At 67.1% G+C, this 16,392-nt stretch carries 16 protein-coding genes and 1 pseudogene; 11 read left to right on the top strand and 6 right to left on the bottom strand.

The annotated features are described in order from the left end of the window. Positions 1 to 75: 75 nt before the first annotated feature. The 9 genes and pseudogenes from B3E91_RS06300 (at position 76) to trpC (ending at position 9,729) form a co-directional block, all read left to right on the top strand. On the top strand, positions 76 to 1,518 hold the full coding sequence (locus B3E91_RS06300) for a hypothetical protein (RefSeq protein ID WP_287028750.1): 1,443 nt from the start codon (positions 76 to 78) through the stop codon (positions 1,516 to 1,518). A 10-nt stretch (positions 1,519 to 1,528) separates the two neighbouring features. Continuing rightward, positions 1,529 to 2,989: an NADP-dependent succinate-semialdehyde dehydrogenase gene (gene gabD / locus B3E91_RS06295; protein ID WP_414708201.1), complete on the top strand. Its 1,461-nt coding sequence runs from the start codon at positions 1,529 to 1,531 to the stop codon at positions 2,987 to 2,989. 350 nt (positions 2,990 to 3,339) lie between these two features. Continuing rightward, positions 3,340 to 4,014, top strand: a complete 675-nt coding sequence (gene rpe / locus B3E91_RS06290; RefSeq protein ID WP_287028749.1) for a ribulose-phosphate 3-epimerase — start codon at positions 3,340 to 3,342, stop codon at positions 4,012 to 4,014. After that, positions 4,011 to 4,830, top strand: a pseudogene (locus B3E91_RS06285) (phosphoglycolate phosphatase). Before rpe ends, B3E91_RS06285 begins: the two are co-directional and overlap by 4 nt. Before the next feature lie 67 nt (positions 4,831 to 4,897). Next, a complete protein-coding gene (gene trpE / locus B3E91_RS06280; RefSeq protein ID WP_287028748.1) occupies positions 4,898 to 6,385 on the top strand; it encodes an anthranilate synthase component I in 1,488 nt (495 codons plus the stop codon). A gap of 73 nt (positions 6,386 to 6,458) precedes the next feature. Beyond that, positions 6,459 to 6,959: a hypothetical protein gene (locus B3E91_RS06275; RefSeq protein WP_287028747.1), complete on the top strand. Its 501-nt coding sequence runs from the start codon at positions 6,459 to 6,461 to the stop codon at positions 6,957 to 6,959. 300 nt (positions 6,960 to 7,259) lie between these two features. Beyond that, on the top strand, positions 7,260 to 7,856 hold the full coding sequence (locus B3E91_RS06270; RefSeq protein WP_273234214.1) for an aminodeoxychorismate/anthranilate synthase component II: 597 nt from the start codon (positions 7,260 to 7,262) through the stop codon (positions 7,854 to 7,856). Continuing rightward, positions 7,853 to 8,899: an anthranilate phosphoribosyltransferase gene (trpD, locus tag B3E91_RS06265; protein WP_090225115.1), complete on the top strand. Its 1,047-nt coding sequence runs from the start codon at positions 7,853 to 7,855 to the stop codon at positions 8,897 to 8,899. The genes B3E91_RS06270 and trpD overlap by 4 nt, the downstream gene beginning before the upstream one ends. Beyond that, entirely contained in the window at positions 8,896 to 9,729 is an 834-nt protein-coding gene (gene trpC / locus B3E91_RS06260) for an indole-3-glycerol phosphate synthase TrpC (protein WP_273234219.1), read from the top strand. Before trpD ends, trpC begins: the two co-directional genes overlap by 4 nt. Positions 9,730 to 9,784: 55 nt before the next feature. Here trpC and crp read toward each other — a convergent pair whose 3' ends face one another. Next, positions 9,785 to 10,429: a cAMP-activated global transcriptional regulator CRP gene (crp, locus tag B3E91_RS06255; protein ID WP_090225118.1), complete on the bottom strand. Its 645-nt coding sequence runs from the start codon at positions 10,427 to 10,429 to the stop codon at positions 9,785 to 9,787. A gap of 391 nt (positions 10,430 to 10,820) precedes the next feature. Here crp and B3E91_RS06250 point away from each other — a divergent pair, with 391 nt between their 5' ends. Then, positions 10,821 to 11,243: an OsmC family protein gene (locus B3E91_RS06250; RefSeq protein ID WP_090225120.1), complete on the top strand. Its 423-nt coding sequence runs from the start codon at positions 10,821 to 10,823 to the stop codon at positions 11,241 to 11,243. 65 nt (positions 11,244 to 11,308) lie between these two features. Here B3E91_RS06250 and coq7 read toward each other — a convergent pair whose 3' ends face one another. Next, complete coding sequence (coq7, locus tag B3E91_RS06245) at positions 11,309 to 11,956, bottom strand: 2-polyprenyl-3-methyl-6-methoxy-1,4-benzoquinone monooxygenase (RefSeq protein WP_090225121.1); 648 nt, start codon at positions 11,954 to 11,956, stop codon at positions 11,309 to 11,311. A gap of 86 nt (positions 11,957 to 12,042) precedes the next feature. Beyond that, positions 12,043 to 12,384, bottom strand: coding sequence for a histidine triad nucleotide-binding protein (locus B3E91_RS06240; protein WP_090225123.1), 342 nt, complete (start codon positions 12,382 to 12,384; stop codon positions 12,043 to 12,045). Between the two features lie 83 nt (positions 12,385 to 12,467). Between B3E91_RS06240 and B3E91_RS06235 the strand changes: the two genes are divergently transcribed. Further along, a complete protein-coding gene (locus B3E91_RS06235; protein WP_287028746.1) occupies positions 12,468 to 13,949 on the top strand; it encodes an AAA family ATPase in 1,482 nt (493 codons plus the stop codon). 3 nt (positions 13,950 to 13,952) lie between these two features. Here the strand turns inward: B3E91_RS06235 and B3E91_RS06230 are convergent, their stop codons facing one another. From B3E91_RS06230 to B3E91_RS06220, 3 genes are all read right to left on the bottom strand, one after another. Continuing rightward, positions 13,953 to 14,741, bottom strand: a complete 789-nt coding sequence (locus B3E91_RS06230; RefSeq protein ID WP_287028745.1) for an SDR family NAD(P)-dependent oxidoreductase — start codon at positions 14,739 to 14,741, stop codon at positions 13,953 to 13,955. 59 nt (positions 14,742 to 14,800) lie between these two features. After that, positions 14,801 to 15,781: a DUF805 domain-containing protein gene (locus B3E91_RS06225; RefSeq protein ID WP_287028744.1), complete on the bottom strand. Its 981-nt coding sequence runs from the start codon at positions 15,779 to 15,781 to the stop codon at positions 14,801 to 14,803. A gap of 135 nt (positions 15,782 to 15,916) precedes the next feature. Then, positions 15,917 to 16,392, bottom strand: a 476-nt coding sequence (locus B3E91_RS06220; RefSeq protein ID WP_287028743.1) for an NAD(P)H-dependent flavin oxidoreductase, incomplete at its 5' end; no start/stop codon positions are given.

The raw sequence follows: 16,392 nt of genomic DNA, 5'->3' as shown, positions 1-16,392 counted from the left end.
ACGTGAAATCCGGCCGCCAGCGAGGGGCGGCCGCGCTGCATCATCACCATCAATACCAATAAAAGGTGTTCCACCATGTCGCAAAACGAAGACTTGGGCGTCGAGGCGCCCTACATCCCGCTGGGCCCGTTCAAACTGCGCCTGCCGTTCATTCACTACCGTTTCGAGCTGCCGGACTACCTGCAGGGACTGCTGATGTGCGCGGTCGACCTGGCCGCCATCCCGATGATGACCGAGTTCCTCGGCATGCCTTTCGAGGTGGCGCTGGCGGTGGTCATGCTCAATGGGCTGCTCTATCTGCTCCACCACCTGCTCGGCGACCCGGTGGTGCCGGGCTGGATCACGCCGGCGATCCCGCTGCTGATGACCTACTGCACTCAGTTCCCGGAGGGCCCGGAGCGCATCCACGCGCTGATTGCCTTCCAGATGATGCTCGGGGCCTTCTCCATATTGCTCGGGGTGACGGGCTCGGCGCGCAAGGTCGTCGCGCTGGTGCCCTCGGCGCTCAAGGCCGGGATCATCATGGGCGCCGGCCTGTCCGCGGTGGTCGCGGTGTTCAAGGAGGGTGGGCGTTTCGACAGCTTCCCCTGGACCATCTCGATCGCCATCGGCCTGGCCTTCTACCTGATCTTCTCGCAGCACTTCCAGCACCTGAAGAAGAGCAGCGCCTTCTGGTGGAACTTCGCCAAGCTGGGGATCTTCCCGATCATCATCCTCGCCGTGCTCGTCGCGCCGCTATTCGGCGAGGCACCCTGGCCGAACCTGCAGTGGGGCATCAGCAAGCCCGACTTCGCCACGTTGTGGAACCAGTACACCGTGTTCGGCCTGGGCATGCCGCCGCTGATGATGTTCGTCACCGCCATCCCGACGGTGCTGGCCGCCTACCTTGTGGTGTTCGGGGACGTGCTCGGCGCCCGGGCGATCCTCGCCGAGGCCGATCACGTGCGGCGTGACGAGAAGGTCGACTTCAACCCGAACCGCTCGCACCTGATCTTCGGCGGACGCAACGCGCTGATGAGCGTCCTCGGTCCGGACATCGCCATGTGCGGCCCGCAGTGGTCTGCGATGCAGGTGGTGATCACCGAGCGCTTCAAGGGCGGCGCTAAGGCGATGAAATCGATCTACGGCGGCACCGGCTCGTTCCGCTGGGGCACCAACACCGGGCTGCTGCTGTTGCCGGTGGTGACCCTGGTGCAGCCGATCCTCGGCGTTGCCCTGGCGCTGACGCTGCTGATCCAGGGTTACGTCAGCGTGCGCCTGGGCATCATGGAGGCGCGCAGCCAGCGCGACCTGGGCATCGCCGGGGTGATCGGCGCTGTGCTGGCGATCAAGGGCGCCGGCTGGGCCTTCGCCATCGGCGTCGGCCTCTGCCTGCTGATCTACGGCGCGCGCTTCTTCAAGGGCGAGAACGACGGCACCTTCACCAAGGACCTGCCGGTGCCCGGCGATCTGCCTTTCGACGACATCCCCGATCCGGCGGCGCCGACGCCGGCCAAACGCCTCGAATCACTCGACTGAGGAGCCCTGCATGAACATCGTGTTGCAAGACTCGGCCCTGCTGCGCCAGCAGGCCTACCTGAACGGCGAATGGTGCGAGGCCGACGCCGGCGAGCGCAGCGAAATCCTCAACCCGGCGGATGCCTCGCCGGTGGGCTCGGTGCCGAACATGGGCGGCGCCGAAACCCGCCGCGCGATTCTCGCCGCCCAGGCCGCGCAACCGGCCTGGCGCACGCTCGCCGCCAAGGAGCGCTCGCTCAAGCTGCGCCGCTGGGCCGAGCTGATGCTGGAAAACCAGGAAGACCTGGCGCGCATCATGACCGCCGAGCAGGGCAAGCCGCTGAGCGAGGCGCGTGGCGAAGTGCTCTACGCCGCCTCCTTCCTCGAGTGGTTCGGCGAGGAAGCCAAGCGCGTCTACGGCGACACCATTCCCGGCCACCAGCCGGACAAGCGCATCATCGTCACCAAGGAGCCGGTGGGCGTCACCGCGGCGATCACGCCGTGGAACTTCCCGGCGGCGATGATCACCCGCAAGGTCGGCCCCGCGCTGGCCGCAGGCTGCGCGATGGTGCTCAAGCCGGCGCCGCAGACGCCGTTCAGCGCCCTGGCGCTGGCCGAGCTGGCGCAGCGCGCGGGCATTCCGGCCGGGCTGTTCAGCGTGATCACCGCCGACGCGCAGCGCTCGCGCGAGGTCGGCGCCGAGCTGTGCGCCAACCCGATCGTGCGCAAGCTGTCGTTCACAGGTTCCACCAGTGTCGGCATCAAGCTGATGGAGCAGTGCGCGCCGACGCTGAAGAAGCTCTCGCTGGAGCTGGGCGGTAACGCGCCCTTCATCGTCTTCGACGACGCCGACCTGGACGCGGCGGTCGAAGGGGCGATGATCTCCAAGTACCGTAACGCCGGGCAGACCTGCGTCTGCGCCAACCGCATCTACGTGCAGGCCGGCGTCTACGACGCCTTCGCCGAAAAACTGGCCGCCGCGGTTTCGCGCCTGGTGGTCGGCGACGGCACCCGCGAGGGCGTCACCACCGGTCCGCTGATCGACGCCAACGCGGTAGCGAAGGTGCAGCGCCATCTGGCCGATGCCACCGCCAAGGGCGCGCGGATACTGGCCGGCGGCAAGGCGCTGGGCGGCAACTTCTTCGAGCCGACCATCCTCACCGGCGTCACCGCGCAGATGGACGTGGCGCGTGAGGAAACCTTCGGCCCGCTGGCGCCGCTGTTCCGCTTCGATGACGAGGCCGACGTGGTACGCCAGGCCAACGACACTGAGTTCGGTCTGGCGGCGTATTTCTACGCCCGCGACCTGTCGCGCGTGTTCCGTGTCGCCGAGTCGCTGGAGTACGGCATGGTCGGCATCAACACCGGGCTGATCTCCACCGAGGTCGCACCGTTCGGCGGCATGAAGTCCTCGGGCCTCGGCCGCGAAGGCTCCAAATACGGCCTCGATGAGTACCTGGAGATCAAGTACCTCTGCCTGGGCGGGATCTGAAGCTTCGGTCATGGTGCGCGCGGCGCACCCTACGCTCGTCCGTAGGTGCGCCATGCGCACCGCGAGGCGGACGGAGCCTTGCACCGCCTCCGCACCGACGCATGGGTATCGGAGCGCGCGGCGCACCCCACGTTGGAGTCTGCGCTTCGTAGGGTGCGCCATGCGCACCGCGAGGCGGCGCACGATGTCTTGCGTTGCTTCCGCACCGACGCATGGGTATCGGAGCGCGCGGCGCACCCCACGTTGGAGTCCGCGTTCCGTAGGGTGCGCCACGCGCACCGCCGGCCTACGTCTGCCCGGGCGGAGCGGGTACAATGCGCGCCTTCCGTGACGAGCCCAGCAGGTGCCCCATGCAACCCTACGCCATCGCCCCGTCGATCCTTTCCGCCGACTTCGCCCGCCTGGGCGAAGACGTCGACAAGGTGCTCGCCGCCGGTGCCGACATCGTTCACTTCGATGTGATGGACAACCACTACGTGCCCAACCTGACCATCGGCCCGATGGTCTGCGCGGCGCTGCGTAAATACGGCGTCACCGCGCCGATCGACGCGCACCTGATGGTCAAGCCGGTGGATCGCATTATCGGCGACTTCATCGAGGCCGGCGCCAGCTACATCACCTTCCACCCGGAAGCCTCCGAGCACGTCGACCGTTCGCTGCAGCTGATCAAGAGCGGCGGCGCCAAGGCCGGCCTGGTGTTCAACCCGGCGACCTCGCTGGACGCGCTGAAGTACGTGATGGACAAGGTCGACATGATCCTGCTGATGAGCGTGAACCCCGGCTTCGGCGGGCAGAAGTTCATCCCCGGCACGCTGGACAAGCTGCGCGAAGCGCGCGCGCTGATTGACGCCAGCGGCCGCGATATCCGCCTGGAGATCGACGGTGGGGTGAACGTCGCCAACATCCGCGAGATTGCCGCCGCCGGGGCCGACACCTTCGTCGCCGGCTCGGCGATCTTCAGCCAGCCCGACTACAAGACGGTGATCGACGCGATGCGCGCCGGGCTGGCCCAGGCCCGCGGATGAACGGACTGCAGCGGCTGTTTCCCGGTGCGTTGCCGCGCCTGGTGATGTTCGACCTCGACGGCACGCTGGTCGACTCGGTGCCCGACCTCGCCGCCGCCATCGATGCCATGCTGCTGCAGCTCGGCCGCGCGCCGGCCGGCATCGAGCGGGTGCGCGACTGGATCGGCAACGGCGCGCCGGTGCTGGTGCGCCGCGCCCTGGCCGGGCAGATGGATCACGCCGGCGTCGATGCCGGCGAGGCCGAGCACGCGCTGGGGCTGTTCATGCAGGCCTATGCCGGCGGCCACGCGCTGACCACCGTCTATCCCGGCGTGGCGCACACCCTGGCCTGGCTCAAGGCGCAGGGCGTGGCGCTGGCGGTGATCACCAACAAGCCCGAGCGCTTCGTCGAACCGTTGCTGGATGAGCTCGGCCTGGGCGGCCATTTCCGCTGGATCGTCGGCGGCGACACGCTGCCCCAGCAGAAGCCCGACCCGGCCGGCCTGCAGCATGTGCTGCGCCTGGCCGAGGTCGAGCCGGCGCAGGCGCTGTTCGTCGGCGATTCGCGCAACGACATCCGCGCCGCGCGTGCGGCGGGGGTGGCCTGCGTCGGTCTGCGCTACGGCTACAACCACGGCGAGCCGATCGAGAACGAAAACCCGGACCTGGTGCTGGATGACCTGCGCGAACTGCTGCCGAGTTGATTCGCCCATGGCCCTGCGCTAACGTGGCCGCTCGTTTCAATCCCCCTCCTTGCGAGATCAGAACGTGGTGGTCACCGGCAAACTCTGGATGAAAGTGATCAAGGCTCTGGCCCGTTGGCGCTGGCGCGCCTGATCCGTTCCGGCCGGTCCTTCCGGCGTTTGCTGCGACCTTCTTACCTAGTTTTGCCACGAGACTGATCATGACCCGCGAAGAATTCCTGCGTCTGGCCGCTGCCGGCTATAACCGCATTCCCCTGGCCTTCGAAACCCTGGCCGACTTCGACACGCCGCTGTCGCTGTACCTGAAGCTGGCCGATGCGCCGCACTCCTACCTGCTGGAGTCCGTGCAGGGCGGCGAGAAATGGGGCCGCTACTCGATCATCGGCCTGCCGTGCCGCACCGTGCTGCGCGCCCACGGCAGCCAGGTCCGGGTCAGCGAGGACGGCCGCGAGGTCGAGGCGCTGGAAAGCGACGACCCGCTGGCCTTCGTCGAACAGTTCAAGGCGCGCTACCGGGTGCCGACGCTGCCCAACCTGCCGCGTTTCGACGGCGGCCTGGTCGGCTACTTCGGCTACGACAGCGTGCGCTACGTGGAGAAGAAGCTCGCCCATTGCCCGAATCCCGACCCGCTGGGCACGCCGGACATCCTGTTGATGGTTTCCGACGCGGTGGTGGTGTTCGACAACCTGGCCGGCAAGCTGCACGCCATCGTGCTGGTCGATCCGGCCGAGGAGGGCGCCTACGAGAAGGGCCTGGAGCGCCTGAAGGTCCTGCGCGCCACGCTGCGCCAGCCGATCGCGCCGCGCCTGGGGCTGGACTTCAACGCCGCCGCCGGCAGCGAGCCGGCGTTCCGCTCCAGCTTCAGCCGCGACGACTACGAGCGCGCGGTGGGCGCCATCAAGGACTACATCCTCGCCGGCGACTGCATGCAGGTGGTGATCTCGCAGCGCATGTCGATCCCGTTCAAGGCCGCGCCGATCGACCTGTACCGCGCGCTGCGCTGCTTCAACCCGACGCCGTACATGTACTTCTTCAACTTCGGTGATTTCCACGTGGTCGGCAGTTCGCCGGAAGTGCTGGTGCGCGTCGAGGACGGCCTGGTCACCGTGCGCCCGATCGCCGGCACCCGCCCGCGCGGCGCCAACGAGGAAGCGGACCTCGCGCTGGAGAAGGACCTGCTCTCCGACGCCAAGGAAGTCGCCGAGCACCTGATGCTCATCGACCTCGGCCGCAACGACGTCGGCCGCGTTTCCGAGACCGGCACGGTGAAGGTCACCGAGAAGATGGTGATCGAGCGCTACTCCAACGTCATGCACATCGTCTCCAACGTCACCGGCCAACTGAAGGGCGGCATGAGCGCGATGGATGCGCTGCGCGCGATCCTGCCGGCTGGCACCCTCTCCGGCGCGCCCAAGGTGCGCGCCATGCAGATCATCGACGAGCTGGAGCCGGTCAAGCGTGGCGTCTACGGCGGCGCGGTCGGCTACCTGGCGTGGAACGGCAACATGGACACCGCCATCGCCATCCGTACCGCGGTGATCAAGGATGGCGAGCTGCATGTGCAGGCCGGCGCCGGGATCGTCGCCGACTCGGTGCCCGCACTGGAATGGGAAGAGACGCTGAACAAGCGCCGCGCCATGTTCCGCGCCGTCGCCCTGGCCGAACAAAGCGTCGACGACGGCGTCTGATCCGGAGAAGGGGCCAGGGTTTCGCCACTACCGGCGGAACCTCCCGGCCCCCGTATCGACAAGGACTCAGACGATGCGAAAGACACCCCCGCTCCGCGCCCTGTTTTTGCTCTTCGCCGCCGCGCTCCTGCTCGGCGGGTGCGCGTCCACACCCATTGCCCACTCGCCTGCACCGATCAGCGAGGGCGAAGCGCGCCAGGTGATCGAGCAGGTGGTGCGCGCCAATCGCCCCGGCCTGCGCGCCGACGCCCTGGAATTCACCCAGACCTACCTGTGGTTCGGCAACGGCATCATCGCGCCGGTCACCGGCTTCGGCTCGGCGGCTTCGCTGGGTTCGGCGGCGCTGGCCTCGGACGTCGCCGGCGCGGAGCCGGCGGACAGCGAACGCCTGTATTTCGGCAACCTCGGCGAGGCGCGGCTGCTCGGCGGCGCGCGGAACTACGAAGTCCTGCTGATCAACACCGATGGCGCCGCGCTGAACGCCTTCCAGGTGGAAAACCGCGCCCAGGGCGAACGTTTCATCGACGCCCTGTACTTCTTCCGTGGCCGCGCGCGCGCCGTTCAGGACGCCTGATGAGCGTGTCGCGGCGGTCCGTTCGCCCACGGCGTTATTGCAGCGAAGGCCCCGGCTGGGCTACTGTGCGGGCAGCTCAATCCGAGACAAGCCCGTGACATCCAGCACCCTCCTGATGCGAGTCATCAAAGCCCACGCCCGCTGGCGCTGGCGCGCCTGATTCCGTTCGCCCGGACAATGCCGGGCTGCAACTCCTGCCTCCGCAAGACGATATCCACCGGCACCTTCGCTGCGATCAGCCAGCCGGCCCATCGATTCCCCTTGCCGAGGTGCGCGATCCGAATCCAGAGGTGGGCTCCAATGCTTTTAATGATCGACAACTACGACTCCTTCACCTTCAACGTGGTGCAGTACCTCGGCGAACTGGGTGCCGAGGTGAAGGTCGTGCGCAACGACGAACTGACGCTGGCCGAGATCGAGGCGCTGAACCCCGAGCGCATCGTGATCTCCCCCGGCCCCTGCACGCCGACCGAGGCCGGCGTTTCCCTCGAAGTGATCCGCCATTTCGCCGGCAAGCTGCCGATCCTCGGCGTGTGCCTCGGCCACCAGGGTATCGGCCAGGCCTTCGGCGGCGACGTGGTGCGCGCGCGCCAGGTCATGCACGGCAAGACCAGCCCGGTCTACCACGAACACCAGGGCGTGTTCGCCGGGCTCAACGACCCGCTGACCGTGACCCGTTACCACTCGCTGGTGGTCAAGCTCGAGACCCTGCCCGAGTGCCTGGAAGTCACCGCCTGGACGCGTCTGGACGATGGTTCGGTGGACGAGATCATGGGCCTGCGGCACAAGACCCTTAATGTCGAAGGTGTGCAGTTCCACCCCGAATCGATCCTCTCCGAACAGGGCCACGAGCTGTTCGCCAACTTCCTCAAGCAGACCGGCGGGGTGCGCGGGTGAACATCAAGGAAGCCCTCGACCGGGTGGTCAACCAGCTCGACCTGAATACCGCCGAGATGCAGGACGTGATGCGCCTGATCATGACCGGCCAGTGCACCGATGCGCAGATCGGCGCGTTCCTCATGGGCATGCGCATGAAGAGCGAGACCATCGACGAGATCGTCGGCGCCGCGCAGGTGATGCGCGAGTTGGCCGCGCCGGTGCACATCGACGCCGAACGCCTGGTCGACACCTGCGGCACCGGCGGCGACGGGATGAACATCTTCAACGTCTCCACCGCCGCGGCCTTTGTCGTCGCCGCGGCCGGCGGGCGCGTCGCCAAGCACGGCAACCGCGCGGTATCCGGCAAGAGCGGCAGTGCCGATCTGCTGGAGGCCGCCGGGGTCTACCTCGACCTCAAGCCGGAGCAGGTGGCGCGCTGCGTCGAGACCGTCGGCGTCGGCTTCATGTTCGCCCCGTCGCACCATGGCGCGATGAAGCACGCCATCGGCCCGCGCCGCGAGCTCGGCCTGCGCACGCTGTTCAACCTGCTCGGGCCGATGACCAACCCGGCCGGCGTGCAGCGCCAGGTGGTCGGCGTGTTCAGCCAGGCGCTGTGCCGGCCGATGGCCGAGGTGCTGGCGCGCCTGGGCAGCGAGCACGTGCTGGTGGTGCACGCGCAGGACGGGCTGGACGAGATCAGCCTGGCCGCGCCGACCTACGTCGCCGAGCTGTTCGAGGGTTCGGTGCGCGAATACCAGATCCAGCCGGAAGACTTCGGCATCAAGAGCCAGAGCCTGATCGGCCTGACCGTGGCCAGCGCCGCCGACTCGCTGGCGCTGATCCGCGACGCCCTGGGCCGCCGCAAGAGCGACAACGGCCACAAGGCCGCCGAGATGATCGTCCTCAACGCCGGCGCCGCGCTCTATGCGGCCGGGCATGCGAGCAGCCTCGAGGACGGCATGCGCCTGGCGCACGACGCCGTGCATACCGGCTTGGCCTGGGAAAAACTGAACGAGCTGGTCGCCTTCACCGGCATATTCAAGCAGGAGAACGAAGCATGAGCGTGCCCACCGTGCTGGAGAAGATCCTCGCCCGTAAGGCCGAGGAAGTCGCCGAGCGCCGCGCGCGCGTGAGCCTCGCCGAGCTCGAACGACTGGCTGCAGCTGCGGATGCGCCGCGGGGTTTTGCCGAGGCCCTGAAAGCGCGGGTCAAGCGCAAGGAAGCGGCAGTGATCGCCGAGGTGAAGAAGGCATCGCCGAGCAAGGGCGTTATCCGCGAGCAGTTCGTCCCGGCCGAGATCGCCAGCAGCTACGAAGCCGGCGGCGCGACCTGCCTGTCGGTGCTGACCGACATCGATTTCTTCCAGGGCGCCGACGTCTACCTGCAGCAGGCGCGTGCCGCCTGCAGCCTGCCGGTGATCCGCAAGGACTTCATGATCGATCCCTACCAGGTGGTCGAAGCCCGCGCCCTGGGCGCCGATTGCATCCTGCTGATCGTCTCCGCGCTGTCCGATGCGCAGATGGCCGAGCTGGCGGCGACGGCCAAGGGCGTCGGCCTCGACGTGCTGGTGGAAGTCCACGACGGCGACGAACTGGACCGCGCGCTGGCCACCCTGGACACGCCGCTGCTGGGCATCAACAACCGCAACCTGCACACCTTCGAGGTGAGCCTGGAAACCACCCTCGACCTGCTCCCGCGGATTCCCCGTGAGCGCCTGGTGATCACCGAGAGCGGCATCCTCAATCGTGCCGACGTGGAGCTGATGCAGATCAGCGAGGTGCATGCCTTCCTGGTCGGCGAGGCGTTCATGCGCGCCGACGATCCGGGCAGCGAGTTGCAGCGCCTGTTCTTCCCCGAACGCAGCCGCGGACTGGGCAGCGACGCCTCCTGAGCGATTCGCGCGCGAGAAAAAGCCGGCCAAGCGCCGGCTTTTTCATGCGCCGGATTCAGCGTGTGCCAAACACCACCATGGTCTTGCCCTTCACGTGGACCAGGCCCTGTTCCTCGAGGCTCTTGAGGACGCGACCGACCATCTCGCGGGAGCAGCCGACGATGCGGCCGATTTCCTGCCGGGTGATCTTGATCTGCATGCCGTCCGGATGGGTCATCGCATCCGGCTGCTTGCACAGCTCCAGCAGCGTGCGCGCGACGCGGCCGGTGACGTCGAGGAAGGCCAGGTCGCCGACCTTGCGCGTGGTCGCGCGCAGCCGCTCGGCCATCTGCCCGCCGAGGATGTAGAGGATTTCCGGGTCGCGTTCGGACAGTTCGCGGAACTTGGCGTAGCTCAGCTCGGCGACCTCGCACTCGGTCTTGGCGCGGACCCAGGCACTGCGGGCCTTTTCCGCATCGTCCTTCTCGAACAGGCCCAACTCACCGAAGAAATCCCCGGCGTTGAGGTAGGCGATGATCATCTCGCGACCGTCGTCGTCCTCGATGAGGATGGTGACCGAGCCCTTGATGATGAAGAACAGGGTTTCGCAGCGGTCGCCGGCATAGATGATGGTGCTTTTGGCGGCGTAGCGGCGGCGATGGCAATGCGAGAGGAGTCTGTCGAGGTTCTTGATCTTTGGAGCGAGGGTGATTGCGACCATGCCTGATTTCCGAGAGAGGGATGAGCTGTCCAGACGCCGTGAGAATATCCGAAGCGGCAGGTTATCGAGGCAAGGTTGATACACGTAGCCGCGCCCGAATCGTTCCAGGCCGCCGGCTTCCGCGGGGTGACCGGCAATGCGCCAGTCGATGCAGCATTCCGCCTCGCCATGGCGAGGGCAGAGGTCCACGCGGTCCTGTCGTGTTTGCAGGCAGATTCTTTGGAATACGTCCCGGCTTCGAGCCGGTGGTCTGGCGCCAGCTTAACAGAGGTCCCGGAGCGGGCAATCCGTTTTCTGGCCGCCCAGGTGTCACCCGTTGTCCAGCCTCGCGCTGCGGCGTCGCGGAGGCGGCATGTTAAGCTGGCGCACTTTTCAGCAGCGGAGCGCGGCGATGAAAGCACGCATTCAGTGGGCCGGTGAGGCCATGTTCCTCGGTGAATCCGGCAGCGGCCACGTGGTGGTGATGGACGGCCCGCCGGAAAACGGCGGCCGCAACCTGGGTGTCCGGCCGATGGAGATGGTGCTGATCGGCCTGGGCGGCTGCAGCAACTTCGACGTGGTCAGCATCCTGAAGAAGTCGCGCCAGCCGGTGGAAAGCTGCGAGGCGTTCCTCGAGGCCGAGCGCGCCAGCGAAGACCCGAAGGTGTTCACCAAGATCCACCTGCATTTCGTGGTCAAGGGCCGCGGCCTGAAGGAGGCGCAGGTCAAACGTGCCATCGAGCTGTCGGCGGAGAAGTACTGCTCCGCGTCGATCATGCTCGGCAACGCCGGCGTCGAGATCACCCACGACTACGAGATCGTCGAGCTGGGCTGACGGGCGAAGGCATCGGGCAAAAAGAAAGGGCGCTTCGGCGCCCTTTTCTTCGTCTGCATCGGGGATCAGATGCGGTAGGTGCTCTTCGTCATCACCTTGGACAGCAGGGTCATGCCGAACTTCACCGGCGCCGGGAAGCGGAAACCGCCGGCGGCGATGGCGTTGGTCGAGTGCTGCTCCTCGTCGATGCGCATCTGCTCGAGGATCGAGCGGGATTTCTGGTCTTCCGGGGGAATCTGCTTGAGGTGCTCGTCCAAGTGCTTGCAGACCTGGTCCTCGGTGGCGGCGACGAAGCCCAGGCTGACCTTGTCGCTGATCAGCCCGGCGACCGCGCCGACGCCGAACGACAGTCCGTAGAACACCGGGTTGAGCACGCTGGTGTGGCTGCCTAGCTCGCGGATGCGCTGCTCGCACCAGGCAAGGTGATCGATTTCTTCCTCGGCGGCGTGTTCCATCGCCTTGCGGATCGCCGGCAGCTTGGCGGTCAGCGCCTGGCCCTGGTAGAGGCCCTGGGCACAGACCTCGCCGGTGTGGTTGATGCGCATCAGGCCGGCGACATGACGGGTCTGGCTGGGTTCGAGGGCCACTTCGTCCTTGAGCAGGGCCGGCGATGGGCGATAGGGCTGCCCGGTGAACGGCAGCAGGGTGCGCAGGGCGGTGTTGGCCTGTAGCAGCAGGCGATCGACCGGGGTGTAGTGACGCGCATCGGACATGACGAACTCCAGAACGAACGAGGGCGGCAAGTTTAAGCCGCGGGGCTTGGCGCCGGGTTGGGACAGATCAACGCAGAGGCCGTTGGCTAGCCCGGCGGCCAGCTCATCGGGCGTTTGCCCAGTACGTGCATATGAATGTGGTAGACGGTCTGGCCGCCCAGTTCGTTGCAGTTCATCACCACCCGGAAACCCTCGTCGCAGCCCTGCTCGCGGGCGAGTTTCTGCGCGGTGAAGAGGATGTGCCCCGCGAGGGCCTTGTCCTCCTGCTCGCCGAGGTCGTGCAGGGTGGCGATGTGTTTCTTCGGGATCACCAGGAAGTGCACCGGCGCTTTCGGGTCGATGTCGTTGAAGGCGATCACCTGGTCATCTTCGTAAAGCTTGCGCGCGGGAATCTCACCGGCGACGATCCTGCAGAATAGGCAGTCCACGGACGGCTCCAGGTCTGATGGAAGAGCGAGGAGTGTAACCACGCGCGCAGTACCGGCCAACCCGCGCGCCACAAGGAGTCAGTGTGAAGAACGATATCCACGATCTCGGCCTGGTGCTGGAATCCAAGGTCAAGCTGATCGTCATCGAGTCCTGGGACGAGCCGCGGGTCCTGCAGACCCTCACCGGCCTGGCGGTGCGGCGCAATCTCGGGCTGTTCCTCTGGTCGATCACCGAAGGCCTGCAACGCCTGGGCTTCGGCGCGGCGCCCGCGAACGAGGAACCGACCCACGAGCCGGAGGCGGCGCTGAAGCTGATCAAGGCTGATCCGCAGCCGAACCTCTACGTGCTCTGCGACCTGCATCCGTTCCTCGACGACAACCCGAAACTGGTGCGCCTGCTCAAGGAAATCGCCATGGCCGAGGGCGCGCAGCGGCCGACCCTGGTGCTGGTCTCCCACGCGCTGAAGCTGCCGCCGGAAGTGCAGCGCTACGCCGCCCGCTTCGACCTGGCGCTGCCGTCGGAGGAGGAACTGCTGGCGATCGTCCGCGATGAAGCCACGCGCTGGAGCGAGCGCAATCGCGGCGCCCGCGTGCGCACCGACAACCGCACGCTTCAGCAGGTGGTGAACAACCTGCGCGGGATGAGCCACGGCGAAGCCCGCTCGCTGGCGCGCAACCTGATCTGCGACGATGGCGCGATCACCCAGGAAGACCTGCCGGAGCTGAACAAGGCCAAGTTCCAGCTCCTCGACCTGGAGGGTGTGCTCAGTTTCGAGAACGACACGGCGCGCTTCGCCGAGGTCGGCGGGCTGGCATCGCTCAAGCGCTGGCTGGCCGAGCGCCAGGACGCCTTCCTCAACGACAGCGGCATCGGGCGCCCGAAGGGCATGCTGCTGGTCGGCGTGCAGGGCGGCGGCAAGAGCCTGGCGGCGAAGGCGGTGGCCGGACTCTGGGGCCTGCCGTTGCTGCGCCTGGACTTCGCCTGCCTGTACAACAAGTTCTTCGGCGAGACCGAGCGCAACCTGCGCGAGGCGCTGAAGATGGCCGAGCAGATGGCGCCTTGCGTGCTGTGGATGGACGAGATCGAGAAGGGCCTGGCCAGCGGCGATCAGGACGGCGGGGTCAGCCAGCGGGTGCTCGGCACGCTGCTGACCTGGATGGCCGAGCACAAGGCGCCGGTGTTCATGGTCGCCACCGCCAATGCGATCCAGCGCCTGCCGCCCGAGCTGGTGCGCAAGGGGCGCTTCGACGAACTGTTCTTCGTCGACCTGCCGGATGCGAGCGTGCGCGCGGATATCTTCCGCATCCACCTGCAGCGTCGCGAGCTCGATCCGGAGGCGTTCGACCTGCCGGCTCTGGCGTCGGCCAGCGCCGGTTTCTCCGGTGCGGAAATCGAACAGGCGGTGGTCAGCGCGCTGTACGCCGCGCAGGCGCGTCAACAGGCGGTCGATCAGAGCCTGCTGCTGACCAGCCTGCAGAGCACCTCGCCGTTATCGGTGGTGATGGGCGAAGACCTCGCGGCGCTGCGCGCCTGGGCCCATGGGCGGACGGTGGCCGCGGACTGAGTCTCAGCCGGGCAGCAGGCCGCGATTGATCCGCGCCGCGAGCTTGCGCACCAGCCAGCGCGGCGCGAAGCGCGGGCCCAGGGCGGCCAGGCGGTTGCGCCAGCCGGGGATGATCAGCGCGCGGTTCTTCTCCAGCGCCCGCACGGTGTAGAGGGCGACTTCCTCCGCGCTCATCATCAGCTTGCTGCCGCTCAGGTGGCCGATTTCCAGCTGCGCCGAGCGCCAGAACGCGGTGCGGATCGGCCCCGGACAGAGCACCGATACCTTGATCCCGCGGCCGCCGAGTTCCTCGCGCAGCCCCTCGGAAAAATGCAGGACGTAGGCCTTGCTCGCGTAGTAGTTGCTCATCCAGGCTCCGGGCTGGAAGGCCGCGACCGAAGCGACGTTGAGAATCTGCCCGCCACCGTTCGCCAGCATGTGCTGGCCGAGCGCATGGCACAGACGTGCCAGGGCCAGCACGTTCACTTCGATCAGGGTTTTCTCGCGGCTCCAGTCCTGCTCCAGATAGGCGCCGCCGGAGCCGATCCCGGCGTTGTTCACCATTAGGTCGATACGCCGCTCGCTCTGCTCCAGTTCGTGGAGCAGCCCGGACAGCTGGATCGGCTCGGCGAGATCGCAGGTGCGGAACAGCACTTCGACACCGAAGCGCTGTGTCAGCTCGCAGGCGATGCTTTCCAGCGCATCGCGCTGCCGCGCCACCAGGATCAGCTTGCGCCCGCGCCGTGCCAGGGCTTCGGCCAGGGCCAGGCCTATGCCGCTGGAGGCACCGGTGATCAGGACGTAATGGGGCATTTGAATCTCCACGCAGGAGCCGTTTGGACAGCCGGCTCCCGGGGTTGGTGCGGCGCGCGTCAGCTGCCGAGGGCGGCCCAGTACATGGCGAGCATGGCGAAACCGCCGAAGGCGAACATCATCAGCAGCGACAGCAGCAGAATGGCGATCAGTACGCCGGAAATGACTTTCACCGACAAGCTGTTGGCCGGTGGCGGCGGGCCGTAGCGGTTGACGCCTTCACTGCCGGGCACGACCAGCATCAGCAGGGAGAACACACTGCCGACCACGGGGATCAGGTTGATCAGCAGCAGCCAGCCGGTCCAGCCGATGTCGTGCAGGCGCTGGACGGCGATCATAACGCTGGTGACTGCGACTCCGATCGACACGACGATGATCAGCAGCGCGCCGACGATCTCGGAGACGTTGCTGCCGAGCGCGGCCACGCCCAGCAGTAGCAGGAAACTGAAGATCATCACCAGCGACCAGGCCAGGTAGCGCAGGCGCCCGATGCGGCCTTTGATGCTGAACACCTTGAGCTCGCCGAACGCTGGAAGTGTCTCGCCGACGTCCGCGCGGGGCGGTGCGTAAGGCGTGGCTGCTGACGCCGTGGCGGGTTTCTCCGCGGCGGCGGGGGCGGGCAGTTCACCGCTCTCGGCGAGCTGCGCCTGGCGCGCGAGGTACTTCTCGATGACGACGCCACAGGCGCTGCACTCGATCGCCTTGGCCTGCGCGTGGCCGCACTTGGGGCAGATCATGTCACCGCTGGCGGCGAGCGCGGCGGCATCGCTCGCCTCTTCAACTTCGACCAGGCTCAGCTCCGAGCTCTGCTCGCGCTCCTTGCGGACCTGCGCACCGGCGCGCTGAAGGGCGCCCAGATACTTGTCCGCCAGGTCTTCGGTGAGGTCGCGCTTGATGGCCTGGGGCCGACCGCCGAACAGCGCCTCGATGCGTTCGCGATCGCTCTTGAACAGTCGGGCGAGGTTGTCCTTGACGGTCTCCAGCGCCATGTCCGGCATGATCTGGCCATCGAATACGATCTTGTAACGCGCTTCGGTCATGCGGGGCTTCCTTGTCACGAGCTGGGAACCGGCACAGCGTAATAACCGGCCGACGGCGGCACAAGCGGACTCGCACGAAGAAAGGCCCGGCAGCGCCATGGCGCTCCGGGCCCGTGTGCTGCGTCACACGCTGGGTTAGCGCGGCCAGCGTTGGCCGAGTTGAGCGCAGCGCGACAGCGAGTCGCGGTACTCCTGGTCCAGGCGCGTGATCAATTGATCGACGCTGGGCAGGTCGGCGATGTCGCCGGCGCCCTGGCCGGCGGACCAGACGGTTTTCCAGGCCTTGGCTTCGTCGTTGATCGGCTTGAGCTTCTCGCCGTAGTCCACCGCGCTCTTGTCGTTGAGTCGCTTGAGGTCATAGCCGGCGCGCTCCAGGCTCTGGCGCATGAAGCTCGCCGGTACGCCGGACACCGCCGGGGTGTGGACGATATCGGCGGCGCGGGCGTCGACGATCATCTGCTTGTAGTCGGCTCCGGCACCGCTTTCGGCGGTGGCGATGAAACGCGTGCCCAGGTAGGCGAGGTCGGCGCCAAGCAGCTGCGCTGCGAGAATCTCGTGGCCGTGGTTGAGGCAGCCGGCGAGCAGCAGCGTCTTGTCGAAGAACTGCCGGA

Origin of the sequence: Pseudomonas sp. UBA6310 (genome assembly GCF_002438225.1) — a bacterium.
Classification (GTDB): Bacteria; Pseudomonadota; Gammaproteobacteria; order Pseudomonadales; family Pseudomonadaceae; genus Pseudomonas_O; species Pseudomonas_O kuykendallii.
Note: the sequence above shows the minus strand (reverse complement) of the source record. Positions and strands in the feature narration are given on the sequence as shown.